The organism is Streptomyces sediminimaris (genome assembly GCF_047049295.1).
GTDB lineage: Bacteria > Actinomycetota > Actinomycetes > Streptomycetales > Streptomycetaceae > Streptomyces > Streptomyces sediminimaris.
In genome coordinates this window covers 1,890,023-1,915,219 of the sequence record NZ_JBJWOT010000001.1, presented here as the reverse complement: position 1 = coordinate 1,915,219, position 25,197 = coordinate 1,890,023, and the positions used below count along the sequence as shown (strand labels likewise).

General features: G+C 73.6%; 27 protein-coding genes. 15 read left to right on the top strand and 12 right to left on the bottom strand.

Annotated elements, in window-relative coordinates:
- Positions 1-227: 227 nt before the first annotated feature.
- Positions 228-773: a TIGR03086 family metal-binding protein gene (locus ACJ9NR_RS08915; protein WP_412491698.1), complete on the top strand. Its 546-nt coding sequence runs from the start codon at positions 228-230 to the stop codon at positions 771-773.
- 3 nt (positions 774-776) lie between these two features.
- Here ACJ9NR_RS08915 and ACJ9NR_RS08910 read toward each other — a convergent pair whose 3' ends face one another.
- On the bottom strand, positions 777-1,658 hold the full coding sequence (locus tag ACJ9NR_RS08910; RefSeq protein WP_412491697.1) for a DUF72 domain-containing protein: 882 nt from the start codon (positions 1,656-1,658) through the stop codon (positions 777-779).
- Between the two features lie 85 nt (positions 1,659-1,743).
- On the opposite strand from ACJ9NR_RS08910, the gene ACJ9NR_RS08905 reads away from it, so the two are divergent.
- From ACJ9NR_RS08905 to ACJ9NR_RS08895, 3 genes are read left to right on the top strand one after another with little or no spacing between them, the layout of a single operon-like run.
- On the top strand, positions 1,744-2,505 hold the full coding sequence (locus ACJ9NR_RS08905) for an NUDIX hydrolase (RefSeq protein ID WP_412491695.1): 762 nt from the start codon (positions 1,744-1,746) through the stop codon (positions 2,503-2,505).
- Complete coding sequence (locus ACJ9NR_RS08900) at positions 2,502-3,521, top strand: ADP-ribosylglycohydrolase family protein (protein WP_412491694.1); 1,020 nt, start codon at positions 2,502-2,504, stop codon at positions 3,519-3,521. The genes ACJ9NR_RS08905 and ACJ9NR_RS08900 overlap by 4 nt, the downstream gene beginning before the upstream one ends.
- A gap of 3 nt (positions 3,522-3,524) precedes the next feature.
- Positions 3,525-4,274, top strand: a complete 750-nt coding sequence (locus ACJ9NR_RS08895; protein ID WP_412491693.1) for a nucleotidyltransferase domain-containing protein — start codon at positions 3,525-3,527, stop codon at positions 4,272-4,274.
- Here the strand turns inward: ACJ9NR_RS08895 and ACJ9NR_RS08890 are convergent.
- From ACJ9NR_RS08890 to ACJ9NR_RS08875, 4 genes are read right to left on the bottom strand one after another with little or no spacing between them, the layout of a single operon-like run.
- Positions 4,206-4,943, bottom strand: coding sequence for a nucleotidyltransferase domain-containing protein (locus tag ACJ9NR_RS08890; protein ID WP_412491692.1), 738 nt, complete (start codon positions 4,941-4,943; stop codon positions 4,206-4,208). The genes ACJ9NR_RS08895 and ACJ9NR_RS08890 overlap by 69 nt on opposite strands.
- Positions 4,944-4,965: 22 nt before the next feature.
- Positions 4,966-5,376, bottom strand: a complete 411-nt coding sequence (locus ACJ9NR_RS08885) for a Rieske (2Fe-2S) protein (protein WP_412491691.1) — start codon at positions 5,374-5,376, stop codon at positions 4,966-4,968.
- Positions 5,373-5,957 carry a DUF6529 family protein gene (locus ACJ9NR_RS08880; protein ID WP_412491690.1) on the bottom strand — a complete coding sequence of 195 codons (585 nt, stop codon included), beginning with the start codon at positions 5,955-5,957 and terminating at the stop codon, positions 5,373-5,375. The genes ACJ9NR_RS08885 and ACJ9NR_RS08880 overlap by 4 nt, the downstream gene beginning before the upstream one ends.
- A 28-nt stretch (positions 5,958-5,985) precedes the next feature.
- Positions 5,986-6,645 carry a hypothetical protein gene (locus ACJ9NR_RS08875; protein WP_412491689.1) on the bottom strand — a complete coding sequence of 220 codons (660 nt, stop codon included), beginning with the start codon at positions 6,643-6,645 and terminating at the stop codon, positions 5,986-5,988.
- A gap of 258 nt (positions 6,646-6,903) precedes the next feature.
- Between ACJ9NR_RS08875 and aroH the strand changes: the two genes are divergently transcribed.
- From aroH to der, 5 genes are all read left to right on the top strand, one after another.
- Positions 6,904-7,266 carry a chorismate mutase gene (gene aroH / locus ACJ9NR_RS08870; RefSeq protein ID WP_412491688.1) on the top strand — a complete coding sequence of 121 codons (363 nt, stop codon included), beginning with the start codon at positions 6,904-6,906 and terminating at the stop codon, positions 7,264-7,266.
- Positions 7,263-8,348, top strand: coding sequence for a prephenate dehydrogenase (locus ACJ9NR_RS08865; protein WP_412491687.1), 1,086 nt, complete (start codon positions 7,263-7,265; stop codon positions 8,346-8,348). Before aroH ends, ACJ9NR_RS08865 begins: the two co-directional genes overlap by 4 nt.
- 135 nt (positions 8,349-8,483) lie before the next feature.
- The gene (cmk, locus tag ACJ9NR_RS08860; protein WP_412491686.1) at positions 8,484-9,170 is read left to right on the top strand and encodes a (d)CMP kinase; all 687 of its coding nucleotides are present in this window, start codon (positions 8,484-8,486) and stop codon (positions 9,168-9,170) included.
- Positions 9,128-9,880 (top strand): lysophospholipid acyltransferase family protein, encoded by a 753-nt coding sequence (locus ACJ9NR_RS08855; protein ID WP_412491685.1) that lies wholly within the window; start codon positions 9,128-9,130, stop codon positions 9,878-9,880. Before cmk ends, ACJ9NR_RS08855 begins: the two co-directional genes overlap by 43 nt.
- A 62-nt stretch (positions 9,881-9,942) precedes the next feature.
- Positions 9,943-11,424, top strand: coding sequence for a ribosome biogenesis GTPase Der (der, locus tag ACJ9NR_RS08850; RefSeq protein WP_412491684.1), 1,482 nt, complete (start codon positions 9,943-9,945; stop codon positions 11,422-11,424).
- Positions 11,425-11,472: 48 nt separating this feature from the next.
- Here der and ACJ9NR_RS08845 read toward each other — a convergent pair whose 3' ends face one another.
- Together ACJ9NR_RS08845 and ACJ9NR_RS08840 are read right to left on the bottom strand one after the other, a co-directional pair.
- Positions 11,473-11,862: a hypothetical protein gene (locus ACJ9NR_RS08845; RefSeq protein WP_412491683.1), complete on the bottom strand. Its 390-nt coding sequence runs from the start codon at positions 11,860-11,862 to the stop codon at positions 11,473-11,475.
- Between the two features lie 74 nt (positions 11,863-11,936).
- Complete coding sequence (locus tag ACJ9NR_RS08840; RefSeq protein WP_412491682.1) at positions 11,937-12,716, bottom strand: DUF8842 C-terminal domain-containing protein; 780 nt, start codon at positions 12,714-12,716, stop codon at positions 11,937-11,939.
- Between the two features lie 533 nt (positions 12,717-13,249).
- Here ACJ9NR_RS08840 and ACJ9NR_RS08835 point away from each other — a divergent pair.
- A complete protein-coding gene (locus ACJ9NR_RS08835) occupies positions 13,250-13,942 on the top strand; it encodes a transglycosylase family protein (RefSeq protein ID WP_412491681.1) in 693 nt (230 codons plus the stop codon).
- Positions 13,943-14,056: 114 nt separating this feature from the next.
- Entirely contained in the window at positions 14,057-14,761 is a 705-nt protein-coding gene (locus tag ACJ9NR_RS08830) for a transglycosylase family protein (protein ID WP_412491680.1), read from the top strand.
- Here ACJ9NR_RS08830 and ACJ9NR_RS08825 read toward each other — a convergent pair.
- Genes ACJ9NR_RS08825 through ACJ9NR_RS08815 form a run of 3 tightly spaced genes read right to left on the bottom strand, consistent with a single transcriptional unit; the run spans position 14,727 to position 18,555 of the window.
- Complete coding sequence (locus ACJ9NR_RS08825; protein WP_412491679.1) at positions 14,727-15,374, bottom strand: ATP-binding cassette domain-containing protein; 648 nt, start codon at positions 15,372-15,374, stop codon at positions 14,727-14,729. The two genes, ACJ9NR_RS08830 and ACJ9NR_RS08825, sit on opposite strands and share 35 nt — an antisense overlap.
- On the bottom strand, positions 15,371-18,076 hold the full coding sequence (locus ACJ9NR_RS08820) for an ABC transporter permease subunit (protein ID WP_412491678.1): 2,706 nt from the start codon (positions 18,074-18,076) through the stop codon (positions 15,371-15,373). Before ACJ9NR_RS08820 ends, ACJ9NR_RS08825 begins: the two co-directional genes overlap by 4 nt.
- Entirely contained in the window at positions 18,076-18,555 is a 480-nt protein-coding gene (locus tag ACJ9NR_RS08815) for a hypothetical protein (RefSeq protein WP_412491677.1), read from the bottom strand. The genes ACJ9NR_RS08820 and ACJ9NR_RS08815 overlap by 1 nt, the downstream gene beginning before the upstream one ends.
- A gap of 143 nt (positions 18,556-18,698) precedes the next feature.
- Here ACJ9NR_RS08815 and ACJ9NR_RS08810 point away from each other — a divergent pair, with 143 nt between their 5' ends.
- The 3 genes from ACJ9NR_RS08810 (at position 18,699) to ACJ9NR_RS08800 (ending at position 21,480) form a co-directional block, all read left to right on the top strand.
- Positions 18,699-19,271 (top strand): MTB12 C-terminal domain-containing protein, encoded by a 573-nt coding sequence (locus ACJ9NR_RS08810; protein WP_412491676.1) that lies wholly within the window; start codon positions 18,699-18,701, stop codon positions 19,269-19,271.
- A complete protein-coding gene (locus tag ACJ9NR_RS08805; RefSeq protein WP_412491675.1) occupies positions 19,240-20,538 on the top strand; it encodes an ABC transporter substrate-binding protein in 1,299 nt (432 codons plus the stop codon). The genes ACJ9NR_RS08810 and ACJ9NR_RS08805 overlap by 32 nt, the downstream gene beginning before the upstream one ends.
- 99 nt (positions 20,539-20,637) lie before the next feature.
- On the top strand, positions 20,638-21,480 hold the full coding sequence (locus ACJ9NR_RS08800) for a hypothetical protein (RefSeq protein WP_412491674.1): 843 nt from the start codon (positions 20,638-20,640) through the stop codon (positions 21,478-21,480).
- Between the two features lie 48 nt (positions 21,481-21,528).
- On the opposite strand, the gene ctaD is transcribed toward ACJ9NR_RS08800, so the two are convergent.
- Positions 21,529-23,229 (bottom strand): aa3-type cytochrome oxidase subunit I, encoded by a 1,701-nt coding sequence (gene ctaD, locus ACJ9NR_RS08795; protein ID WP_412491673.1) that lies wholly within the window; start codon positions 23,227-23,229, stop codon positions 21,529-21,531.
- 435 nt (positions 23,230-23,664) lie between these two features.
- Here ctaD and ACJ9NR_RS08790 point away from each other — a divergent pair, with 435 nt between their 5' ends.
- Positions 23,665-23,880 (top strand): I78 family peptidase inhibitor, encoded by a 216-nt coding sequence (locus tag ACJ9NR_RS08790; protein ID WP_412491672.1) that lies wholly within the window; start codon positions 23,665-23,667, stop codon positions 23,878-23,880.
- An 88-nt stretch (positions 23,881-23,968) separates the two neighbouring features.
- On the opposite strand, the gene ACJ9NR_RS08785 is transcribed toward ACJ9NR_RS08790, so the two are convergent.
- Positions 23,969-24,994 (bottom strand): phosphatase PAP2 family protein, encoded by a 1,026-nt coding sequence (locus ACJ9NR_RS08785; RefSeq protein ID WP_412491671.1) that lies wholly within the window; start codon positions 24,992-24,994, stop codon positions 23,969-23,971.
- Between the last annotated feature and the right edge of the window lie 203 nt (positions 24,995-25,197).

The following is a 25,197-nucleotide window of genomic DNA, read 5'->3' as shown; positions in this document are numbered from 1 at the left end:
CGTGCTCCGGCCGGTCCATACTGCGTGACCGACCGGCGAGGGGAGTGGCGAAACATGGCTACGACGACGGACCGCGGCGATACCGGCGGGGGCGCCGCTCCCATGCGTCCCGGGGCGCTGCTCCGGTGCCGCGCGGGGCGCCCGCTGCCCGGCGGGCCGGGTGGGCCGGCACGGCCGTCCGAGGGACCACGCAGGGTCCCTGCCGCGGACGCGGTGCGGGTGCTGTCATGAACGCGGGGGAGCTGCTGGAGCGCTCGATCGCCTACGCGCTGGGCAGCGTCGCCGGCGTCGCACCCGGACACCTGGGACGCGGCACGCCCTGTGCCGGATGGGACCTCGGGGAGCTGCTCGGGCACCTGCACGACTCGCTGGACACCCTGTACGAGGGGCTGACGGGCGGGCGGATCGGGCTGTTCCCCCGGGAGCCGGGGGCGGCCGACCCCGGCTGCGCGTTCCGCACCCGTGCGTGCGCGGTGCTCGGCGCCTGGGCCGCCGGACCGGGGGAGCGGGTCGAGGTGGGCGAACTGCCGCTGGACACGCGGCTGATGGCCGCCGTGGGATCGGTGGAGATCACCGTCCACGGCTGGGACGTCGCCCAGGCCTGCGGACGGCCGCGCCCCGTCCCGGCGCCGCTCGCGGGGCAACTCCTGCCCGTCGCGCGGTGTGTGGTCGCGGTTGAGGACCGGGGTGTGCGGTTCGCCGAGCCGGTCGGTGTGCCGGCGTGGGCGGGGCCCGGTGCGCGGTTGCTGGCCTTCCTGGGGCGCCGCACGTGAAGGTCACGACCCGCCGGCCGGCTCCGCGGACGGGGGCGCGTCGGCGCCGAGCAGCCGGCGCATGCGCTCGGCGGCGTGGACGGCGGCGGCGCCGCAGCAGTTGTTGAACAGGACGTGGACCTCGTCGGTCCGCCGCGCCAGATCCCGCAGTCCGGGCAGCCAGTCGGCGAGTTCCCCCTCGTCGTACTCGTGGCGGAACCGGTCCTCCTTGCTGCCGGTGCCCCAGTGGGCACTGCGGCCGTGGAAGCGGACGACCGACAGCCGCGGCGAGGTGACCGGGGTGACCGGCGGGACGGACGTGGGGAGGGTCTGCGTCATGTCGACCGCGACCGCGGTCATGCCGTACCGGGTGAGCAGCGCGCACGTCGCGTCCGCCCACTCCGCCCGCCACCAGGCGGGGTGGCGGAACTCCACGGAGACCGGCCAGCCCGCGGTCCGCTCGGCGCACTCCCGCAGGAACTGCCCGGCGCGCCTGCCGGGCCGGACCCACGGCGGTAACTGGAAGAGCACGCTGCCGAGCCGCCCGGCCGCACGCAGCGGCTCGATCCCCTCGGTGAACAGCGCCCACACCTCGTCCAGCACTTTCGCATCGCGCCGCTCGGGGGGCAGGCCGTCCGGCATCGCGGCGCGGCGCGTGGGATGTCCGGTCAGGAGTGAGAACGCCTTCACGTCGAAGACGAAGCCGTCCGGCGTGCGTTCGGCCCACAGGCGGCTGGTGCGGGCGCTGGGCAGCGCGTAGTACGTCGAGTCGACCTCGACCACCGGGAAGCGCTCGGCGTAGTGGCGCAAGCGGCCCTCCGGGTCCCGCCGTCCGGGCGGATACCACCCGCTGCCGATCAGTGCCCGGTCCGTCCACGAACAGGTGCCCACCAGGATCTCGCCCATGGAGGCCCGGTTACCCCGGCCGGCCTTGCGGAAGCACGCGACCCTGTTTATAGTCGTACTGACCATTAAAAGAGGTGGAGGGTCCATGCCCAGCGATCCGGCGGGCCGTGAGCAGACGGACCACGGCCACCACGCCTACGACAAGTACGCCTACGAGCCCTTCGCCGTCACCGTCGACCTCGCCGTCCTCACCCTCCGCGCGGGCGCCCTGCACGTCCTGCTCGTCGAGCGCGGACAGGAGCCCTTCGCCGGCCACTGGGCGCTGCCCGGCGGCTTCGTGGAGCCGCACGAGTCCGCCGAGACGGCCGCCCGGCGCGAACTCGCCGAGGAGACCGGCCTGTCGGACGTCACCGGCCTGCACCTGGAGCAGCTGCGGACCTACAGCGAACCCGATCGCGACCCCCGGATGCGGGTGGTGTCCGTCGCCTTCACCGCGCTGCTGCCCGACGCGCCCGAGCCGCACGCCGGCACGGACGCGGCCCGGGCGAGCTGGCTGCCGTACGATTCGGCGGGCCCGCTCGCCTTCGACCACGACGTGATCCTGGCCGACGCCCACGAACGCGTCGGCGCCAAGCTCGAGTACACCTGCCTCGCCACCGCCTTCTGCCCGCCCGAGTTCACCCTCGGGGAACTCCAGCGGGTCTACGAGACGGTGTGGGGCACCACCCTCGACCGGCCCAACTTCCGGCGCAAGGTGCTCGCCACGCCCGGCTTCGTCGAACCCCTGCCGGGCGGCGCCCGGTTGACCGGCGGCCGGGGCAAGCCCGCCGCGCTCTACCGCGCCGGACCGGCCACCGCCCTGCAGCCGCCCCTCCTCCGCCCGTCCCCGGAAGGACGCCCCGCATGAACGACCTCGTCGACAAGCAAGCCGCCACCGGGGCGCTGACCGGTCTCGCCCTCGGGGACGCGCTCGGCTTCCCGACCGAGTTCAACGACGTGCCCTCGATCCTCGCCAAGTGCGGGCCGTGGCGGCAGATGCGGCTGCCGGAGCCCGCGTTCGTCACCGACGACACCCAGATGACGCTGGCCGTCGGCCATGCGCTGCGCACGGCCATGGACCGCGGGGTGCTCTCGCCGAGGGGGCTGGAGGGACCGCTGCGCGAGGAGTTCGTGAAGTGGTACCGGTCGCCGGACAACAACCGGTCGCCCGGCAACACCTGTCTGCGCGCCTGCGACCTGCTCGAGGACGACGGCCGGCCCTGGCAGCGGGCGAGCCAGGTCCACTCCAAGGGCTGCGGCGCCAACATGCGCGTGGTGCCCGTCGGGCTCGTCCCCGGTCTCAGCGACGAACAGCGCGCGGGCGCGGCCCAGTTGCAGGCCGCGCTGACGCACGGGCATCCGACGGCGCTCGCCGCGTCCGACCTCACCGCCCACGCCGTACGCCTGCTCGCCCAGGGCGGCGACCCGACCGGACTCGTCGGGCTGCTGCGGTCGTACGCCATCGACAACCGCAGCCGCTACCACGAGCCCTGGCTCGGCGACCTGTGGAGCCGCGCCGGGGACGCCTCGCCCCAGGCGTACATCGCGCGGGGCTGGGACGAGTGCCTGGAGATCCTCGCCCGTCTCGGGGACGCCGTGCGCACCGTCTCGCCGGAGACCGACCCCTGTCTGGCCACCGGCGCGGGCTGGATCGCCGAAGAGGCCCTGGCGACCGGCCTGTTGTGCTTCCTGCAGTGCGTCGACGAACCGGTCACGGCCATTCGGCGGGCCGCCTGCACCTCCGGGGACTCCGACTCCCTCGCCGCGCTGGCGGGCGCCTTCGCGGGTGCGTGGCTCGGTGCGGACGCGTGGCCGACGGAGTGGGCCGACCGCGTCGAGTACCGCAGCGACCTGCTCACCCTCGGCGCTCTCTGGGACGCTTGAGGGATGATCGACGCCCTCGCCCTCGACCTGACGCCGGTGGTCGCGGAACAGCCCGACCCGGTGCTGTTCGCGACCGTCTCCGGCGCGCACCTCTACGGCTTCCCCTCCCGCGACTCCGACGTGGACCTGCGCGGCGCGCACCTGCTGCCCGCCGCCGACCTCGTCGGGCTGCGCGAGCCCGAGGAGACACGCTCCCGGATGTGGGACCGGGACGGCGTCGAGATGGACCTCGTCACGCACGACGTACGCAAGTTCGTCCGCCTGATGCTGCGCCGCAACGGCTACGTCCTGGAGCAGCTGCTCTCGCCGCTGGTCGTGCACACCACCGACGCGCACCGCGAACTCGCGGCGCTCGCCCCCGGCACCGTCACCCGTCATCACGCCCACCACTACCGGGGCTTCGCGGCCACCCAGTGGCGTCTGTTCGAGAAGACCGGCGAACTCAAGCCGCTGCTCTACACGTTCCGGGTGCTGCTCACCGGCATCCACCTGATGCGCAGCGGCGAGGTGCAGGCCCACCTGCCCACGCTGCTCGGCGAGGTGGGCGCGCCGGGCTACCTGCCGGAGCTGATCGCGGCGAAGGCCGAGCGGGAGCACGGGGGTGCCGGCGTCGGGCACGCGGGGGTGCGGGGCGACGTCGAGCGGCTGCACGCCGTGCTGGACGAGGCGCAGGCCGGCTCGGCGCTACCCGCGGCCGCCACCGTCCACGACGCCCTGCACGACTTCCTCGTACGGGTCCGGTCGGCGGGCTGAGTCGCGGCGGACGCGGACGAGGAAGTCCTCCACGCGGCGCCGGTCCGGCTCCGCGGGCAGCGGGCTGCGGCGGGCGGCCTCGTCGGCCTCGACCGCCAGGCGGTTCATCCGGGACTCGACCTCGGGCCAGGGGACCTCACCGCGCCTGACCGCCAGCAGTGACTCGCGCCGGTCGCCGACGCCGATCGCCAGGGTGCCCGTGCGCAGCAGATCGCCGGCGCTGATCAGCAGCCGCAGCAGGTGCATGGCGTGCTTCCAGCGCGGGGCGCCGTGCGTGCGCACGTCCGCCTCCAGCTTCCTGCGCTGGCCGAGCGCGTAGCGCGTGAAGGTCTCGTGCGCCCGGCGGGAGAGGAACGCCCCGCGCAGCGCGAGGAGTTCGCGGCCGGTGTCGTCGACGTGCTCCACGAGCGGGGAGTGCAGGCACTCCAGGACGTTCGGGTTCGCGCGCAGCGCCAGTTCGCAGAAGCGCTCCAGCTCCCAGCTGAACTGCTCCGCGGCCGGTCCCTCCACATGGGCCGGCGGCTTCCCGAAGCGCCAGAACAGCGCCGTGGGCGCGAGGAACACGCCCCGCCGGTCGGTGTCACTGCTCTCCGTCGCCAGACCGAAGGCGCGCGAACCCATCACGCAGGCGTAGATCGTGTGGTCGCGTACCAGGGTCTCGGGATGCATGCCGGGGAGCGTACGCGGCGTCTCACGCCAGCCGAATCGAATTTCCCCGCACCTCGATCCGCTCCGCGGGCAGCGGGCTCGGTGCCGGTCCGCCCGCCACCGAGCCGTCCGCGATGCGGTACTTGCTGCCGTGGCACGGGCAGTCGATGGTGCCGTCCGCGACGGTGCTCACCGTGCAGCCCTGGTGGGTGCAGATCGCCGAGAAGGCCTTGAACTCGTCCTTCTTCGGCTGCGTCACCACGACCTTCTCCTGCTTGAAGATCCTGCCGCCGCCGACCGGGATGTCGGACGTCTTCGCCAGCTCCTGCCCGCCGGAGGCCTGCACGGAGGACGACCCGGAGTCGTTGCTGTGGCCGTACTTGCCGCAGCCCGCGGCGAGCGCGGTCGCCCCCGTCGCGAGCAGGACCGTGCGGCGGGTCGAGCGGTCGGTCATGTCGTCACTCCGAAGGTGCGGAAGAACCAGAGGGCGGAAGTGAGCCAGATGAGGGTGAGCGCGGTGAAGACCAGCCCGCCGACGAGCGGCAGCAGCCGGCCCGGGAGCCGCTCCGAGCGGAGCAGCAGCATCTTCGCACTGAAGACACCGAAGAAGAAGCAACCCAGGACGGAATGGATCATCACGCGCGTCTCGTACGTCTGATAGCCCAGCGCGTACAGGCAGTGGACGGCGACCGGCACGGCCACGAGGAAGGCGATCCGTCCCGACCAGCGGTGCAGTGCCGGCGCCCAGCGCGGTCCCGGCAGCTTCCCGTACACCATGAAGGCGCTGACCAGCTGGACCAGCGCGAAGCAGAACGCGGTCGTCGCCAGCCAGGACTTCACCGCGCCCGTGCTGCTGAAGCCGGCGATGTCGAAGGCGGTCCCGGCCGGGTCGTGGGTGCGGCCGTAGACGCCGAGGGCGACCGCCACCGCCGCGGCGACGAGGGCCGGGACGAGGTAGCGGGCGGCGCCCGGGTCACGGCGGGCCGGTTCATGGGGCGGGACGCTCTGCGTGGCGGCGTTCGGGTCGACGGTCATGGTCGGCTCCCTGGAGCGGACGGTGGTGTCAGGGGGTCACAGGACGTGGCGTGAGGTGCCGGCCCCCGACCGTCACCGCACCCGTCCGCGGGTCGATGGCCGGTGCGGCCGAGGCCTCGGAGCCGCGGGTGACGACGCCGACCTGCCTGCCGTTCTGCAGCACGATCCAGCCGCCGTCGATCCTCGCCCCGCGCACCGTGGCCGTCGCCCGGTACAGCCCGGACGGCTTCCTGGCCCGGTCGGCGGTGAAGGCGTAGTGCCCGCCGGCGATGCCGACCGAGCCGCGGATGCGCGTGTTCTCCTGCACGGTGCCGTTGAGCTCGGCGCCGTCCGTGCCGGTCAGCCGCAGCCCGCCGTCGTCCTTGACGTCGCCCTTCAGCCACGACTCCCTGGAGCGGCCGTCGCAGAAGTACGCGATCGCCCGGCCGCCGCGCACCGAGACCGCGACGGCGGAGGAGCCGTCGTCCGTCCGTCCGGCGTAACTTCCGTCGGTCACCGCGGACCGCGACGGGGACGGTCGCGGCGACGCGGTGGACCTGGCCGGAGCCGGTGAGGCGGTCGCGGCCGGCGGCTCCTTCCTGGGCGCCGACGAGGCGGCCTCCGTCCCGGTCGTCGTGTTGAGAACCAGCATGAACAGGCCGAGCAGCAGTCCCGCGAGCAAGGTGAGCAGCGGTCCAGGACGCTTCATACGGGCCTCCCCCGAGGCGGGCGTGCTGCCATCAGAGCGGACCGCGGGCCCGGCGTAAAGAGGCGCACGGGGGCATCTCGCTTCAAGTGGCGGAATCGGGACGATTCGGTGACATTGGCCATGTCTCCGGTGCCCGCGGCGAGCGGTGCGCGGGGCGCTCTCCCGTCTCAGCGGGCGGGCGTCGCCCACCCGCTCGCCGCGGGCTGACTACGCTGGGCGGTCTCAGAGCCGATCCGTAGAGCAGCGAGGAGCCAAGCCGTGGCGGTACGAGCGGTCCGGGGAGCCGTCCAACTGGAGCGGGACGAGGCCGGCCACATGGACGAGCGGGTCGGGGCCCTGCTCACCGCCATCATCGAGCGCAACGCCCTGACCGCCGACGACCTGATCAGCATCTGGTTCACGGCCACGCCCGACCTGCACAGCGACTTCCCGGCGGCCGCCGCCCGCAAGCTCGGCATCGTCGACGTGCCGCTGATCTGCGCCCAGGAGCTGGACATCGAGGGCGCCATGCCCCGCGTCGTGCGCGTCCTCGCCCACATCGAGTCCGACCGGGCCCGCGCCGACATCGCCCACGTCTACCTCGGCGCCGCGGCCGCCCTGCGCAAGGACATCGCCCAGTGAGGACCGCGCTCGTCATCGGCACCGGGCTCATCGGCACGTCCGCCGGCATCGCCCTGTCCCAGCGGGGCGTCGTCGTCCACCTCGCCGACCACGACCCGGAGCAGGCCCGCACGGCGGCGGCGCTCGGCGCCGGCACCGACGAGGCCCCCGGCGCCCCCGTCGACCTGGCGATCGTCGCCGCGCCCCCCGCCCACGTGGCCGGCGTGCTGGCCGACACCATGCGCCGCGGGGCCGCGCGCGGCTACCTCGACGTGGCCAGCGTCAAGGGCGGCCCGCGGCGCGAGCTGGAGGCGCTGGGCCTGGACCTGTCGGCCTACATCGGGACGCACCCCATGTCGGGCCGCGAGAAGTCCGGGCCGCTCGCGGCCACCGGCGACCTCTTCGAGGGCCGCCCCTGGGTGCTCACCCCGACCCGGGACACCGACACCGAGGTGCTGAACCTCGCCCTGGAGCTCGTCTCGCACTGCCGCGCCGTACCGGTCGTCATGGACGCCGACGCCCACGACCGCGCCGTCGCCCTGGTCTCCCACATGCCCCACCTGGTCTCCAGCATGGTGGCCGCGCGCCTGCAGAACGCCGAGGAGGCGGCCGTACGGCTGTGCGGGCAGGGCATCCGGGACGTCACCCGGATCGCCGCCTCCGACCCCCGGATGTGGATCGACATCCTGTCCGCCAACCCCGGGCCGGTGGCGGACCTGCTCTCCGACGTCGCCGCCGACCTGGACGGGACGGTCCGGGCCCTGCGGTCCCTGCAGTCCTCCGACGAGGCCAAGCGGGTCGAGGGCACGGCCGGCATCGAGGACGTCCTGCGGCGCGGCAACGCCGGGCAGGTCCGCGTCCCGGGCAAGCACGGGTCGGCCCCGCGGGCGTACGAGGTCGTGGCCGTCCTCATCGACGACCAGCCCGGGCAGCTGGCCCGGATCTTCGCCGACGCCGGGCGGGCCGGGGTCAACATCGAGGACGTGCGCATCGAGCACGCGACCGGCCAGCAGGCGGGCCTGGTGCAGCTGATGGTGGAGCCGCAGACGGCGCCGGTCCTCACGGCGGCGCTGCGGGAGCGGGGCTGGGCCATCCGGCAGTGAGCGGACCCGCCCCGTCGCGGTGATCACCCGGATCATCCGCCTGTAAGAAGGGTGCCGGCGAGCCAGTAACCTGGTGCCGGGCGCCCTCGTGCCCCGCACACCACCCGCCACACCGCACCAGGAAGGTGTCCCCCCGTGGAAAACGGCGCTGCCCAGCCCGTGATTGTCGCCATCGACGGCCCCGCCGGCACCGGCAAGTCGAGCACGTCGAAGGCCGTCGCCGCGCACCTCGGCCTGAGCTACCTGGACACCGGCGCCCAGTACCGGGCGATCACCTGGTGGATGGTGACCAACGGGATCGACGTCGACGACCCCTCCGCGATCGCCGCCGTGGCGGGCAAGCCCGAGATCGTCTCCGGCACGGACCCGGCGCACCCGACGATCACGGTCGACGGCGTGGACGTGGCCGGGCCGATCCGCACCCAGGAGGTCTCCGCCCGGGTCAGCGCGGTCAGCGCGGTACCCGAGGTGCGGGCCCGGATCACCGAGCTGCAGCGCTCGGTGGCCGCCGCCGCCGAGCAGGGCATCGTGGTCGAGGGCCGTGACATCGGTACGACCGTGCTGCCGGACGCCGACCTGAAGATCTTCCTCACCGCCTCCGCCGAGGCCCGCGCCGCCCGCCGCAGCGGCGAGCTCAAGGGCGCCGACGTGCACGCGACCCGCGAGGCACTGATCAAGCGCGACGCGGCCGACTCCTCCCGCAAGACCTCGCCGCTCGCCAAGGCGCGGGACGCGGTGGAGGTGGACACCACCGAGCTCACGCTGGCCCAGGTCGTGGAGTGCGTGGTCACCCTCGTCGAGGAGAAGCGGGCCGGCAAGTGACCGTTCATCCGTCACCCGGCCGCCGTCCCGCAGCGCGGCGCGACGCGCCGCCCCGGCCGGCTTCCGAGCGGGGCGCCGAGGCCGGGCGGCGCATCGGCGTCGGCCTGATGTACGGCCTGTGGCGGCCGCGCGTGCTAGGTGCCTGGAAGGTGCCGGCCACCGGCCCGGCGATCTACGCGGTCAACCACTCGCACAACATCGACGGCCCGATGGTCCTGGGCGTCTCGCCCCGGCCGATGCACTTCCTGATCAAGAAGGAGGCGTTCATCGGCCCGCTGGGTCCGTTCCTGACCGGCATCGGCCAGCTGAAGGTGGACCGTTCGGCCGCCGACCGCACGGCCATCACCCGCGCCCTGGACGTGCTGGCGGCCGGCGGGATCCTCGGCATATTCCCCGAGGGCACCCGCGGCGAGGGCGACTTCGCCTCCCTGCGCGCCGGGCTCGCGTACTTCGCCGTCCGCAGCGGCGCCCCGGTGGTGCCGGTCGCCGTGCTGGGAAGTTCCGAGCGGCGGGGACGGTTGGTGACGGGGCTGCCCCCGCTGCGCAGCCGTGTCGACGTCGTCTTCGGCGATCCCTTCGAGGCGGGCGACGGAAGCGGGCGGCGTACGCGCGGTGCGCTCGACGAGGCGACCGGACGCATCCAGAAGCAGCTCACCGCGCACCTGGAGGACGCCAGGCGGCTCACCGGCCGGCTGGGCGACACTGAGTAGTGGATCAACCGGGGAGACCCGGATGTTCCACCGACCACCACGATGAACGAGGTACGGACTTCATGAACGACCACATCCACTCCGAGGGCTCTTCCGAAGAGCACGACCACGGAGAACTCGGGGATGCCGAGTACGCGGAGTTCATGGAGCTCGCCGCGGAAGAGGGCTTCGACCTTCAGGACGTCGAAGGCGCCATCGAGGCGGCCGGTCACGGACCGCTGCCCGTCCTCGCCGTCGTCGGCCGCCCGAATGTCGGCAAGTCGACGCTCGTGAACCGCATCATCGGCCGCCGTGAGGCGGTCGTCGAGGACAAGCCCGGCGTCACCCGCGACCGCGTCACCTACGAGGCCGAGTGGGCGGGCCGCCGCTTCAAGGTCGTCGACACCGGCGGCTGGGAGCAGGACGTCCTCGGCATCGACGCCTCCGTGGCCGCCCAGGCCGAGTACGCGATCGAGGCCGCCGACGCCGTCGTGTTCGTCGTCGACGCCAAGGTCGGCGCCACCGACACCGACGAGGCGGTGGTACGGCTGCTGCGCAAGGCCGGCAAGCCCGTGGTGCTGGCCGCCAACAAGGTCGACGGCCCGAGCGGTGAGGCGGACGCGGCCTACCTGTGGTCGCTGGGCCTCGGCGAGCCGCACCCGGTCTCCGCGCTGCACGGCCGCGGCACCGGCGACATGCTGGACGCCGTCCTGGAGGCCCTGCCCGACGCCCCCGAGCAGACCTTCGGAGGCGCCGGGACCGGCGGCCCCCGCCGTATCGCCCTCATCGGCCGTCCGAACGTCGGCAAGTCCTCGCTGCTGAACAAGGTGGCCGGCGAGGAGCGCGTCGTCGTCAACGAACAGGCGGGCACCACCCGCGACCCGGTCGACGAGCTCATCGAACTCGGCGGCGTCACCTGGAAGTTCGTCGACACCGCCGGCATCCGCAAGCGCGTCCACCTGCAGCAGGGTGCCGACTACTACGCCTCGCTGCGCACCGCGGCCGCCGTCGAGAAGGCCGAGGTGGCCGTCATCCTGATCGACGCCTCGGAGTCCATCTCCGTCCAGGACCAGCGGATCGTCACCATGGCGGTCGAGGCCGGCCGCGCCATGGTCATCGCCTACAACAAGTGGGACACCCTCGACGAGGAGCGCCGCTACTACCTGGAGCGGGAGATCGAGACCGAGTTCGGCCAGGTCGCCTGGGCTCCCCGGGTCAACGTCTCGGCGCGCACCGGCCGGCACATGGAGAAGCTGGTCCCGGCGATCGAGACGGCGCTGGCGGGCTGGGAGACGCGCGTGCCCACCGGCCGGCTGAACGCCTTCCTCGGCGAGCTGGTCGCCGCCCACCCGCACCCGATCCGCGGCGGCAAGCAGCCCCGCATCCTCTTCGGCACCCAGGCCGGCACCAAGCCGCCGCGGTTCGTGCTCTTCGCCTCCGGCTTCATCGAGGCGGGCTACCGGCGCTTCATCGAGCGCCGGCTGCGCGAGGAGTTCGGCTTCGAGGGGACGCCGATCCACCTCTCGGTGCGGGTGCGCGAGAAGCGCGGCGGCAAGAAGAAGTAGCGCCACGTGGTGGAGGGGCGGCCCGGTCCGGGCCGCCCCTCCACCACGTCAGCGGCCGCCGCGCGGGCCGGGCGGCAGCGCGGCCGGCAGCTGGTGCAGCCCCGTGGCCTGCTGCCCGGCCGACCCGGCGCGCTGCCACTGCGACTGCTGCCGGGCGCTGACGGCCCCCGCGCTGTAGGCGCTGTAGGAGCTGCTGAAGGAACCCGGCCGGTGTCTCGCGTACGTCCCCGCTCCGTGCGGGATGTTCCCGAAGGCGGTGAATCCCAGCTCCTCCTCCCCGCTGCGGTCACCCGGCAGCGTACGGAAGGACTTGACGTACTCGGCGTAGAGCGCGTCGTAGATGGGCGTGGCCGAGGAGCCGCCCGGGACGTCCTGTGCCGACCGGGCGGACGGAATCGGCTGGAGGGACTGGCGGCGGGGAACGTCGTATGGGTGCACGTATGTCCAAACGACCCCGGACCTCAAGGGATGCGGTCACCACCGGCTCCGCCGGGCGCACGCGCCGGGCGCACTCACGTCCCGGCGAGGGGCACGGCGACACCGACCAGCTTGCCGTTGGCCGCCGCCTTGTCCAGCGCGTCCCGCAGCAGGTCCTCGCGGGGCTGGCGTCCGATGGAGCCCACCGGAGCGGCGAACAGGAGCACCTGGTGGAGCTTGTTGGCGGCCGCCCGCCAGCCCTCGGTCACCTGCAGCGGCTGGTGCGCCTGCCACCACGCCACCGGCTGCCCGCCGTCGCCGCCCGGCTGGAGCACCGCGTGCAGCTGGCCCATGGCGAGCAGCACCGACCAGCCGTGCAGCACCGGCGGCACCTCGGCCAGCTCCGTCAGCGGCATGAACCCCTGCTCGATGAGCAGCGGCAGGAAGTCGTCGCCCGCTCCGGTGGTGCCGGGCCGCACGATGGGCCCGGTCGGCTCGACGACCAGCGCCGGGTGCAGCTCCCCGGAGATCAGCACGAGTCCGCTCGTCACGCCGAGCACGGCCTGCTCGGCAACGGCCTGGGCGGGAGCCGTCTCCACGGTGTTCCCGGAGATGGACCGCACCGCCCCCTGGAGCTGTTCCTCGGTGACCTGGACGACCTGCGAGGGCAGGCAGGTGGCGTGGGCGAAGGCGAGGACGGCGGTCTCCTCGCCGACGAACAGCACGGTGCTGGTGCGTTCCTGTCCGGAGTCGCCCGGTGTGCGGCAGGACGTGCAGTCGTAACCGCCCGGGTTCTCTCCGGCGAGCAGCCGGTCGGCTTCTTCGTCGCCGATCTCGGCGCGTACCTCGTCGCTGACATCGAGCATGCGCGGCACGGGTGGCTCCCTCGGGGTCGTGGTGCGCGGCGGGGCCGGGTGGCTCCCGGCCCGTGAACCGGGTGGGCCCGGGCTCATGCAGAAGACAACGGGCGATCTGTGGCGGGAGTCACGCCTGTCGGCGAACGGAATCGAACCATCCACCGCGCAGGGTCACCAGGGGTGCGGAATCGGGTACTCACCGTCAAGTCCCCGGAAATCGAGGGAAGTTGGTTTCGTGAAGTGAGTCACAGACCGTCCGGGTACCGGACCGACAAATGCCGAAATCCAGGAATGAAGCGGGTGTCCGAAAATAGTCGATACCCGCGGTAACGGCGAACTGGCCAGGAATGACAAGCAGTTGGTTGCTGACGGCGCCGGGGGCTCTCTAGATTCCTCGGCCGTGTGCAACGAGCACCGCTCGGGTACGTCCGCCGATCGCGACAAGCCGGTTCAGCACCACCTGCGGCGGACGGGCGGGGCGTGACGACCACTCAGGTGTGGGCAGGCGCGCCCGGCTCAGGGGGACCCCGGGTTGTTCGAGAGGGAACTTCATGTCCGAATGTGCCGATACCACTCACGGCAGCGCTCGTCACGACAACGCTCGCAAGACGCCGACTCGTACGACGGCGGTCCTCGCCGGGGCCGCCCTGCTCGCCGCTCCGCTCGGACTGCTGGCCGCGACCGGGAACGCCGCGGCGGCCGACAACGGAGTGTGGGACCGCATCGCCCGGTGCGAGAGCGGCGGCAACTGGCACATCAACACCGGCAACGGCTTCTACGGCGGGCTCCAGTTCTCCGCCGGCACCTGGCGCGCGTACGGCGGAGCGGCCTACGCGCCGACCGCCGACCAGGCCTCCAGGGGCCAGCAGATCGCCGTCGCCACCAAGGTCCAGCGCGCCCAGGGCTGGGGCGCGTGGCCCGTCTGCTCGGCCCGGGCCGGGGCGAACGGCAGCGCACCGGCCTCCTCCGGCCCGGTGACCACCAGGTCCACCCGGACCGCGAAGACCACCGAGGCCGCCCCGTCGAAAAAGCCGTCGAAGAAGCCGTCGAAGGGGCCGGCACGTGCGACGGGCCACGCGAGCCGCGGCTCCTCCCGCGGTGACTACACCGTCCGACCGGGCGACACCCTGAGCAGGATCGCCGCCCGGCACGGCACCACCTGGCAGCAGCTGTACGCCGCCAACCGGACCGTCATCGGCGCCGACCCCGACCTGATCGTGCCCGGACAGCAGCTCCGGCTCTGAGCCGGCGCCCTCACCGGGCAACGGGCCCCCTCCGGTCGTCCGACCGGGTGGGGCCCTGTGCCGCTGCGGACGCGCCGGAGCGGCCACGGGCCGCCCGCTGCTTACCGTGGGCCGATGTTGCGCACGCACAGGTACGGCTCGCCCCGCGGGCACCGCACGCCCCGCAGGTGCCGCACGCCCCATACGTCCGGCATGCCGCTCGCGCTCGCCCTGGCCGCCGCCCTCTCCTGCCTCCTGACCCCCGCCGCCGCCCAGGCCGCGCCCGCCCCCGTCAAGCAGCGCACGCTTCCCGCGCGCGCGGCCGGCGGCTGCGCCAAGGACCACTGGCCCTGGGGCTGCCTCGCCGAGTGCGAGAGCGGCCGGCGCTGGCACGCCAACACCGGCAACGGCTACTACGGTGGACTGCAGTTCTCGCAGTCCACCTGGAAGGCGTTCGGCGGCCTGAAGTTCGCCTCGCGCGCGGACCTCGCCTCGCGCGAGGAGCAGATCACCGTCGCCAAGAAGGTGCTGGCCCGTCAGGGCTGGGGCTCCTGGCCCGTCTGCGCCGCGCGGTACCGGCTGGAGGGACGCGTGCTCACGGCGCGACCCGGCCGGACACTGGCGTCGATCGTGGAACTGCTGGGCGTGCACGGCGGCCTGCCCGGGCTCTACCGGTCCGGCGACGGCATGCCCGGCGACGGCCCCGGCCCCGGCCACGTGGACACCGGCGCACCCACGGTCGTCCCGGAGGACCCGGACGGCGGCGGGGAGCCGCACCGGGTTCGCGCGGAGTTCGGCCCGCCCCTCACCGACGCTCCCGCTCGGCCGCCTCTCCGCTGAACACGACCGAGCCGCGGCGCAACTCGTACACCAGCACCCCCGGGCGGTCCCGCAGCCCGGGCGGCAGCCGCTGCTCCGCGACGACGACACACGCGCCGAGGGCACCCAGCAGCTCGTAGGTGCGGGCGGCGACCGCGGGCGACATTCCCTGGGCGGGCTCGTCGACGAGCACCACGTGTGCGCGTGCCAGCAGTGCGCGGGAGAGGGCGAGCATGCGCTGCTCGCCGCCGGAGAGGGTGCCGGCGCGGCGGGGCAGCAGCGGCGCCAGCTGCGGATAGGCGTCCAGGGCGGCGGTGTGGTCGCGGGCGGTCAGCTCCAGGTTCTCGCGCACCGTCAGGGAACCGAACACCGCCTGCCGCTCGGGGATCAGGCACAGCCCGCGGCGGGCCCGTTCGAAGGCCGGCATCCGGCTCACGTCGACGCCGTCCCAGACCACGGCGCCGCCGGACAGCGCCACCGTTCCGGCCAGAGCGCGCAGAGCCGTCGTACGGCCGGAGCCGTTGCGGCCCAGCAGGACGGTGAGGCCGGGGCCGGGAGCGGCGAGGGTGACGCCGTGCAGGGCCTCCAGGGGGCCGTAGCGCACGCGCGCGTGCCGCAGCGAGAGGGCCGTCATGTGACCGCTCCCGTGGTGCCCAGGGCGTCGAGCACGTGCCCGGGCGGGCCCGAGGCGATGACGCGGCCCGCCGCCATCACGAGCACGACGTCCGCGAGGTCGGCGACCAGGTCGAGGTCGTGCTCGACCACGAGGAGGGCGGTGCCGTCGGCCGCGAGGGCCTTCAGGACCCGGGCCAGGGCGGTGACCTCGGCGCTGTCGAGACCCGCCGCGGGTTCGTCGAGGAGCAGCACGCGGGGGCCGCCGGCGACGGCCCGGGCGAGTTCGACGCGGCGCAGGGTGCCGGTGGGCAGCTCGGCGGCGGTCAGTGACCGCAGCGGTCCGTCGAGGGCCAGCAGCCGCAGCGCCCGTTCCACGGCTCCCGGGTCGCGCAGCCGGCCCTGCTCGGCGCCCACGCGGACGTTCTCGGCGACGGTCAGCGAGGGGAAGACGGCCAGTTGCTGGAAGGTGCGGGCGATGCCCAGGCGGGTGCGGGCGTGCGCCGGGAAGCGGGTGATGTCGCGTCCGGCGAGGACCACCCGGCCGTGGGCGGGGCGCAGGGTGCCCGCCAGGCAGTCGAACAGGGTGCTCTTCCCCGCGCCGTTGGGGCCCACGATCGCCGTGACCCGGCCGGGGACGACGTCCAGGTCCACGCCGTCCAGGGCGGTGAAGGTGCCGTAGCGGGCACGCAGGGCGCGGGCGGTGAGCACGGGCGCGGACGCGCGGGGACGCACCCGGCCCTCGGCCCGGCCCGTGCCCCCACCGGCACCATGGGCAGCGTCCGCACCATCGGTACGGCCGGTAGGGCCGGTGCCCCCCGCTCTGCCCTCGTCGTCCGGCACGGGCGGCCCCTGCGGGAGCCGGGCGGCGGCGGGCCGCAGCCGGCCGCGGGCGCGCAGCCCCGCCGGCGTCAGCCGCGCGCTTCCGCGCGGGCGCAGGCGTTCCGCCGCCGTCCGCAGCGCCTCGTACGGGCCCCCCGGGAAACGGCCGACCAGGACCGCCAGTACGCCGATCAGGGCCGCCGCCACACCGCCCCGCGCGCCCGCGTCCAGGCCCACCAGCAAGGCCGCCGCGAGCAGGGCGCCCAGGGTGCTGTCGGCGCCCAGGACCACCACCGCGGCGAACCAGAGGAGGCCGCGGACGGGGTCGTAGGCGGCCGGGTCGAAGGCGCGTACGCCCATGCCGAGCATCCCGCCGCCCAGGGCGGCCAGCGCGGCGCCCGAGACGAAGGCCAGGAGTTTGAGCGAGGGGACCTGGACGCCCGCCGCCGAGGCGCCCGCCTCGTGGTCCCGCATGGCGGCCAGGGCCCGCCCCGTGCGGCCCCGGCGCAGCGCCCGCGTGGCCAGCGACGCCGCCGCCAGCAGGGCCAGTTCCAGGACGTAGTAGGCGCGGTCCCCGTCGAAGCCGGCCGGGCGGTCCAGCGCGAGTCCGGAGGTGGCGTACGGCTGGGCGAAGACGAAGCGGCTCACGCCGACGCCGACGGCGAAGGTGGCGAGCGCGAGGGCGAGGCCCCGGCGGCCGATCGCCGGCCAGCCGGTCAGCAGACCGAGGGGAGCGACCAGGGCCACCGCCGCCGCGAGCGCGGCCAGTTCGGGCAGCCGGGGCAGGCCCGGGAAGCGGCCCGCCGCGAGCAGCGCCGTGAACAGGGCGCCCAGACCCGCGTACGCGGCCTGTCCCAGCGAGATCTGCCCGCCGCGGCCGGTGACCACCACCAGGGAGAGCAGGACCACGCCCAGCGCCGGCACCTGGACGGACGTGTGCAGGTCGTTCCCGGCGAAACCCAGCGGCAGCAGGAAGAGGACCACCGCCACTATCCACGCGCCGTGCGGCGTCGGCACGCGCGCGGAGGCCGTGCGCGGCAGGGCGTCGCGGGTGCCGACACGGGGCAGCGCCAGGGCCGCGACCAGCAGGGCCACCACGAACAGGTTCGCTCCCACCGCCTGCAGCAGGGGCTCGCCCCAGCCCGGGGGGTGCAGGCGCGTCAGCTGGCTCTGCGCGATCCCGGTGCCCAGGGCGGCGACGACGGCCACCGGCAGGCTGCGCATCCGCGCCGCCACCGCGACCGCGACGACCTCCATGACGAGCAGCGGCAGCCCGTAGGGGTCGAGGCGGACGTACGGCGCCAGCAGCACGCCCGTCAGGCCCGCCGTGAACGAGCCGAACGCCCAGCCCGCGGCCGCCACCCGGTCCGCGTCGATCCCGCCGAGCACCGCGAGCCGCCGGTCGTCGACCACGGCCCTGAGCTCCGTGCCGAACCGTGTCCAGCGGATCACCGCCCCGACCCCCGCGGCCAGCGCGAGCGCCACGCCCAGCTGCCCCCACGGGTCGGCCGACACCAGTTCCGGCGCGTCGTCCCGGGCGCCCTGCCCCCACAGCACCGCGGCGCCCCCGACCAGCAGCACGAAGACGCCGATGGAGGCGACCAGGGTCTGCGCCGGATCGCCGCCCAGGACCGCCAGCGGCCGGAAGACGAACCGTTCCAGCACCACGCCGATCCCCGGCGCCAGCAACACCAGCGTCACCGTGGCCGCGGGCCACAGCGGCCAGCCCCACTCGACCACGCACTGCCGCAGCGCGTACGCGCACACCATCGCGATCGCGCCGTGCGCGAAGTTGAGCACGCCGGTCGCGCGGTACGTCACGATCAGGCCGATTCCGGTGAGCGCGGCCGCGCTGCCGACGGAGAGGCCGGCCAGCGTCAGGTCGTACGTCAGTGAGGACATCAGTCGGTGTCGCCGGTGGGCTCGCAGATCGGGCACGGGCCGAGCTCGCCGCCCGCGATCAGTTTCGTGTCCACCGGTACGGCCTCCGCCTTCCCGGCGACCAGCGGGCAGTCCGCGCGGTGCCAGAGCGTGCCGCCCGGCACCATCAGCAGGTCCCCGCTCACCGCGAGGGGCAGGGCGGCCCCCGCCGGTCCGGACTCCTCGGCGTCGGCGGAGCCGGCGGTCACCAGCAGGCCGTAGAGCTCCTCGACGCGCGACGCGGCCAGCGCGTTGCGCCCGTGGGTGAGCAGCACCGCACCGGCCACGATCAGCGCCGCGCCGGGGACCGTGCAGGAGGCGAGGTAGGGCAGCTGGCGCCCGACGTACCGCTCGCCGGAGACGCCGTACCAGCCGATGACGCACAGCACCGCGCCCACGGCGAGCGCGGCCCAGCCGGCCCACAGGACGGGGTGCACACCGCGCAGTCGGCCTGTCCGCATCGCTGGCTCCCACACGTCGCGTTCCGGTGCATGTGTCTGGAGGTATTCCATGTAAGCCAATGGACTTGCACTATGCCCTCTGGAAGCCGACCCTGAAAGCACCGGGCGCACGTTGCCCGGACCGACACCCGGTGGTGAGCCAGATGGTTCTCGGGAGCGACCTCAGGCGGGGGAACGGGGAGAGGGGCCGCGGCCCACGGGTGGCGGGCCGTGGCACGGCGGCACTGGCCGCCCTCGTGCTCGTCCTCACCCCGGCCCTCGCGGCGTGCGGCGACGACAGCGGCGGCAGCGCGAGCGCGCCGCCCACTCCCTCGGTGCAGAAGACCACGAGCGCCCCGGCGGCGGCACCGGCCGATCCGGCGGCCGCCACCAAGGAGATCCGGCAGAACTGGAAGACGTTCTTCGACCCGGCCACCTCCACCCGGGACAAGCAGGCGGTCCTGGAGAACGGCGACAGGATGGGCCCGGTCATGCGGGCCTTCGGCGGCGACCAGCGCGGCGGGGAGGTGCAGGCCACGGTGACGAAGGTCGAGTTCACCTCGCCGACCCGGGCGAACGTGACGTACGACCTGACCCTGAAGGGCGCCACCGCGCTGCCGAACGCCTCCGGGACGGCCGTCGAGCAGAACGGCACCTGGAAGGTCTCCGTCAACACCCTCTGCGCACTGGTCGGCATGAGCGGAAATGCCTCGGCGTCGGCGCTCCCCGGCTGCTGAGACCGCCGCCGCGGTGCTGCTGCTCCTCGTGGGCACGGCCTGCGGCAGCAGGCTGCCGGAGAGCGACTTCGAGCACGGCGGGCGCACGGACGCGCCCGCGCCGAGCGGCGCCGCACCGGTGCGCGTCGGCATCGTCACGAGCGCCACCAGCCCGGTCGGGGGCAACGCCTTCACGGGCCCGCGCGACGGCGCCAAGGCCTGGTTCGACCGGCTGAACGCGCACGGGGGCATCGACGGGCACCCGGTCGAGGTGCACGAGTGCGACGACGGCGGCAGCGGCGTCGGCAACAACACCTGCGTGCACCGGCTCGTCGACGAGGACAAGGTGGTCGCCCTGGTCGCCACCACCGCCCTGGACTACGCGGGCGCCCCCCGCGTCTCCCGGGCACGCGTGCCCGACATCGGCGGCCAGCCCATCGGCGCCGCCTACGACACCTGGCCCCACCTGTACGGCATCTACGGCAGCCTCGCACCCCGCGACGGCACCCCCGGCTGGGACGGGAAGCTCTACGGCGGCACCGAGGTCTACCGCTACTTCAAGCGCGAGAAGGGCGCCCGCACGGCGGCCGTGGTGTCGTACAACCAGGCCTCCTCCGCCGCCTACGCCCGCCTGGTCGAGCAGGGCCTGCGGACCGAGGGCTACAAGGTGGTCACCGAGGAGGTCGACTTCGCGCTGCCCAACTTCCGTGCCGCGGCGGCGGACTTGAAGCAGCAGGGCGCCGACCTGGTCTTCGACGCCATCGACACCCACGGCAACGCACAGCTGTGCAAGGCGATGGACCAGGTCGGCGCCCGGGTGATCGCCAAGGTCACCAACGTGCAGAACTGGACGTCCACCGTCCCCGAGGACTACAAGGACTCCCCGCGCTGCCGCAACGCCCTGTGGGCGACCGGCGCCAGCCGCAACTACGAGGACACGGGCAACGCCGCCGTACGGCGCTTCCGGGACGCCACCAAGGGCCTGAAGACGCATTCCCAGTGGCAGCTGGAGGGCTGGGCGGCCGGCATGTGGTTCACGGACGCGGCCCGGTCGTGCGCGCGCGAGGGCATCACGCGCGCGTGCGTCGACGCCTTCATGAACCGCAGCGACCGCTACACCGCGGACGGCCTGCTGCTCCCGGTCGAGTTCGAGCGGCTGGCCGAGCCGCCGAAGCACCGCAGGACCTGCCTCTCGGTGGCCCGCTGGCGGGACGGCAGGGGATGGGTGTCCCAGGGCGACATGAACAGCACCTGTTTCGACGTGCCCCAACTGCCCTACCAGCCGTAGATCCGGGGGCACCGGACGCAACCAAAGCGCCCGGTCGCCTGTCTGACCGGGTAGCACAGGCCGAGGAAGGATTTCAGGCCGAGGAAGGATCTTGACCGGATGAGGACGCTGGCTCCGCGGTCCACACCGCTGCGCGCCGACTGCGTCGCCGACTCCGCGGGCGGGCTGACCTTCGACGTCCCCGCCGCGGGAGGGGCCGCGGGCGCGTTCATGCTGCTGCGCCTGCGCGGCGGTCACGAGGAGGTGTGCCTGCCGCTGGCCCCGGCCGCGGACGGCCGGCTGCGCGCCGCGCTGCCCAGCAGCGTCGCCCTCGCCGAGGGCCGCTGGGACGCCTACGCGCGGGTGGGCGCCGGCGAGCCGCGCCGCCTGCGCCTGGGGGCCACCGACCTGCGCTCGCTCGCCGCGCGCACCCCCAGCGGTTTCCGCGGCCAGGTCGCCGTCCGCATCCCCTACGCCCGCACCGCCGATGCCGCCCGGGCGGGGGAGCCCCCGTCGTGCGAGGGCGGTCTCGTCGTGCGCAGCTGGGTCCGCGCCCCGCACGCCGAGGCGGACGAACCGCTCGCCGGGCCCGGTGTGCTGACGGTGCCGGGGCGGGTGTACGGCACCGGACTCGGACCGCGGGCCCACGCCGAGATCCGTGGCCGGCACGCGTCCGCCCCGGTGCGGCGGGCCGAAGTCCTCGCCGGCCGCGCCGGGTTCCGCTTCACGGTGGTCTACGCGGCCCTGGAACCGGGCGTGTGGGACCTGTGGCTGCGGCCCGCGGGCGAGGCCGGACCGGCGGTGCGGGTCGCGCGGCTGCTCGACGACGTGGCCGACAAGGCGTCCCTCGTCCGCCCGCGCGTGCGCGTGGACACGCCGCACGGCCCGCTGGAGGCCGGGCCCTGCTACACGCGCGACAACGACCTGTCGGTGTCGGTCACCGCGGCGGCCGGGAGCAGCTGACGGGCTGCGGGTCCGGTCTGCCGGAGCCGGCCGAGGTGATCAGGGTGATCAGGGCGCCCCGGGGCCGGGGCCCGCTTTCCGGCGCTCCGCGCCGAGGGGCTCCTCGGGAGTCGCGGCGTACTCGGGGTGGTGCAGGTCGAACGCCGGGGACTCGGAGCGGACCCTCGGCAGGGCGTTGAAGTTGTGCCGCGGCGGTGGGCAGGAGGTCGCCCACTCCAGGGAGCGGCCGTAGCCCCAGGGGTCGTCGACCTCGACCCGCTCGCCGTACTTGGCGGTCTTCCAGACGTTGTAGAGGAACGGCAGCGTCGACAGGCCCAGCAGGAACGAACCGATCGTCGACACGGTGTTGAGGGCGGTGAACCCGTCCGCCGCGAGGTAGTCGGCGTACCGGCGCGGCATGCCCTCCGCGCCCAGCCAGTGCTGCACCAGGAACGTGGTGTGGAAGCCGACGAACAGCGTCCAGAAGTGGAGCTTGCCCAGCCGCTCGTCCAGCATCCTGCCGGTGAACTTGGGCCACCAGAAGTAGAAGCCGCCGAAGATCGCGAAGACGACCGTGCCGAAGACGACGTAGTGGAAGTGGGCCACCACGAAGTACGAGTCCGAGACGTGGAAGTCCAGCGGCGGCGACGCGAGGATCACCCCGGTCAGACCGCCGAAGAGGAACGTCACCAGGAAGCCCGCCGCCCACAGCATCGGCGTCTCGAAGGACAGCGAGCCCTTCAGCATCGTCCCGGTCCAGTTGAAGAACTTCACCCCCGTCGGGACGGCGATCAGGAAGCTCATGAACGAGAAGAACGGCAGCAGCACCGCACCGGTGACGAACATGTGGTGCGCCCACACCACCACCGACAGACCGGTGATCGACATCGTCGCCCCGACCAGCGTCAGGTACCCGAAGACCGGCTTGCGGCTGAAGACCGGGATGATCTCCGTGATGACGCCGAAGAACGGCAGCGCGATGATGTACACCTCGGGGTGGCCGAAGAACCAGAAGAGGTGCTGCCACAGCAGCGCCCCGCCGTTGGCCGCGTCGAAGACGTGCGCCCCGAACCGCCGGTCGGCCTCCAGGCAGAGCAGCGCCGCCGCGAGCACGGGGAACGCCATCAGGATCAGGATGGACGTGAAGAGCGTGTTCCAGGTGAAGATCGACATCCGGAACATCGTCATCCCGGGGCAGCGCATCCCGATGATGGTGGTGATGAAGTTGACCGCGCCGAGGATCGTGCCGAAGCCGGCCAGGGCCAGCCCCATGATCCACAGATCGGGCCCGATGCCCGGTGAGTGCGCCTCGCTGTTGAGCGGCGCGTAGGCGAACCAGCCGAAGGCGGCGGGGCCGCCGGGCACGAGCAGCGAACCGAGCACGATCAGGCCGCCGAACAGGAAGAACCAGTACGACAGCATGTTCAGGCGCGGGAAGGCGACGTCGGGGGCGCCGATCTGCAGGGGCATCAGCTCGTTGGCGAAGCCCGCGAACATCGGGGTCGCGAACAGCAGCAGCATCACCGTGCCGTGCATCGTGAACAGCTCGTTGAACTGGTAGGCGCTCACGATCTGCAGCCCCGGCCGGGCCAGCTCGGCGCGCATCAGCAGCGCCATCACCCCGCCGATCAGGAAGAAGGCGAACGAGGTGATCAGGTAGAGGTGCCCGATCTTCTTGTGGTCGGTGGTGGTCAGCCAGTCGACGACCACCTGCCCGCGCCCGCTGGTCTGTGCGGGTCGCTCCGCCGCCCGCACGGTCTCGGTCCCCATCGCTCGCTCGCCCCTTCGCTCGTCGCGTCCTGGGTCCGCCGAAGCCCGCGCGCCCGGTCGCGAGCTCAGGCCATGATGCTCGCGACCCCGCACGCTCCGACAGGGGGTGTGCGAGGGTTCTGTGCTGAAACCGTGTATTTTCCATGCGGCGCCAGCTGCTGCGGGGCTGTCCGGATTCGGCCGGGAAAGAAGTCCGGGGCGGTTCTCCGGGCACTTTCCGACGTGGTATTCGAAGAGAGGCCGCGACACGCGGGCAATTACGTTCGATTGCCTACGGAAGGCCTACGGAAGGCCTACGGAATCGCCCGTACGTGTGACGCGGCCACGCCCAAACGCACGTCGCGGCGCTGTGACAGAAGTGTGACCGGAGGGGGAAGCGGGGCCCGCGGGACGGCCCCGCTTCCCTGTCCGCCGGACAGGGCCTAGCGTGGCGGCATGGCACCGATTCCCACTCCGCAGGCGGAACCCCACGACGATCCGGACGGGTACGTCGGCCTCGACGCGGCCGGCGCCGAGCGGCGCGCGCGGGAACGCGGATGGTCCACGGTGCGCTCGCTGCCACCGGGGGCGATCATCACGATGGAGTACCGCGTGGGCCGGCTGAACTTCGAGGTGCGCGACGACCGCGTGGTGCGGGCCTGGAAGGGCTGACACAGGGCGAGGGCCCCGGCTCCTGGAGGAGACCGGGGCCTTCGCCGTGCGGAGGTGGGTGTGCGTACCGCTTCCCCCGCCGGTGGCGTCAGCCGCCCGTGAGCGGGCGGGCCGTGGAGGTCGTGGCGCCCCGCGGGACGCGGTCCGAGTGCGGCGGGCGGCGGCTGCCCGCCGGGGTGACCGGTGTGCGCTCCGAACGGGCCGTGTGCGGGCCGGGGGCCAGATAGGCCGGCGGCCGGGCCGGGCGGGCCGACGACGACCCGCGCACGGGAGCCTCGTCCTGCGGCGGCGCGGTCGTACGCGGCTGGAGCAGCGCCGGAGAGCCGACCGGGGCCGGCGCCGGGGCCGGGGCGGTGCCGCGGGCGCGCCAGCGGTCGCGCAGGTCGAGGATCCAGACCTCGGCGCGGGCGATCAGCGGCTCGCACCAGGGCAGGGCCAGCAGGATCAGCAGGCCGGCGGCCCAGCCGAGGAGCACGTCGCTCAGCCAGTGCGTGCCGAGGTAGACCGTGGCCATCCCGACGCCCAGCGCGGTGAGCGCGGACAGCGCGGACAGCCAGCGGCGGGCTCTCGGGGTGGAGGCCAGGTAGGCCAGGATGCCCCAGGTCACCACGGCGTTCGCGGTGTGACCGCTCGGAAATATATCGCCGCCGAGGCCCATCTCGTTCGAACCGATCATGGTCGCGTAGTGCGGTCCCAGGCGGCCCATGCCGATCTTGGCGGCGCCGACCGTGACGTTCAGCAGCAGCAGCGCGGTGCCCAGCGTCAGCAGCGGACGCAGCGTGTGCTGCCGCCAGGAACGCCAGCCCAGCCAGGCCGCGACCATCACCGCGGTGGGGCCGCGCTGGCCCAGCACCACGTAGTAGTCGACGAACCAGTGGATATGCGACCACTGCTGGTACGGCCGGAAGAACATGACCTGCCAGTCCAGCCGGACCAGCCAGGAGGTGGTCACCACGGCCCACACGATCGCCAGGTAGAACGCCAGCGTCCCGGTCAGCAGCGCGACCCGGTGTCTGCTCATCCTCGGCACATCGATCAGGGCCGGTCGTTCCGGCTCCCGGTCCAGTCTGGCGAACACCCGGTCCAGACGGGTGAGGTTTCGTTCGGTACGCACCCAATCGACGTTACAGCGAGTGAGCTCAGTTCTCCGGCGAATCAGCGGCTTTGTGATGACGATGTGATGTGGGATTCCTCTCAGTGGTGGCTTTATTTCCAACGAATCCGCAATGCCGGGGGCCGGCCTCCTTCAATTCCTTTGATCATTCCGCGAATCAGTTTTATGGGACTTATGAATTCGTTCACCGAATGCTGGGGCGG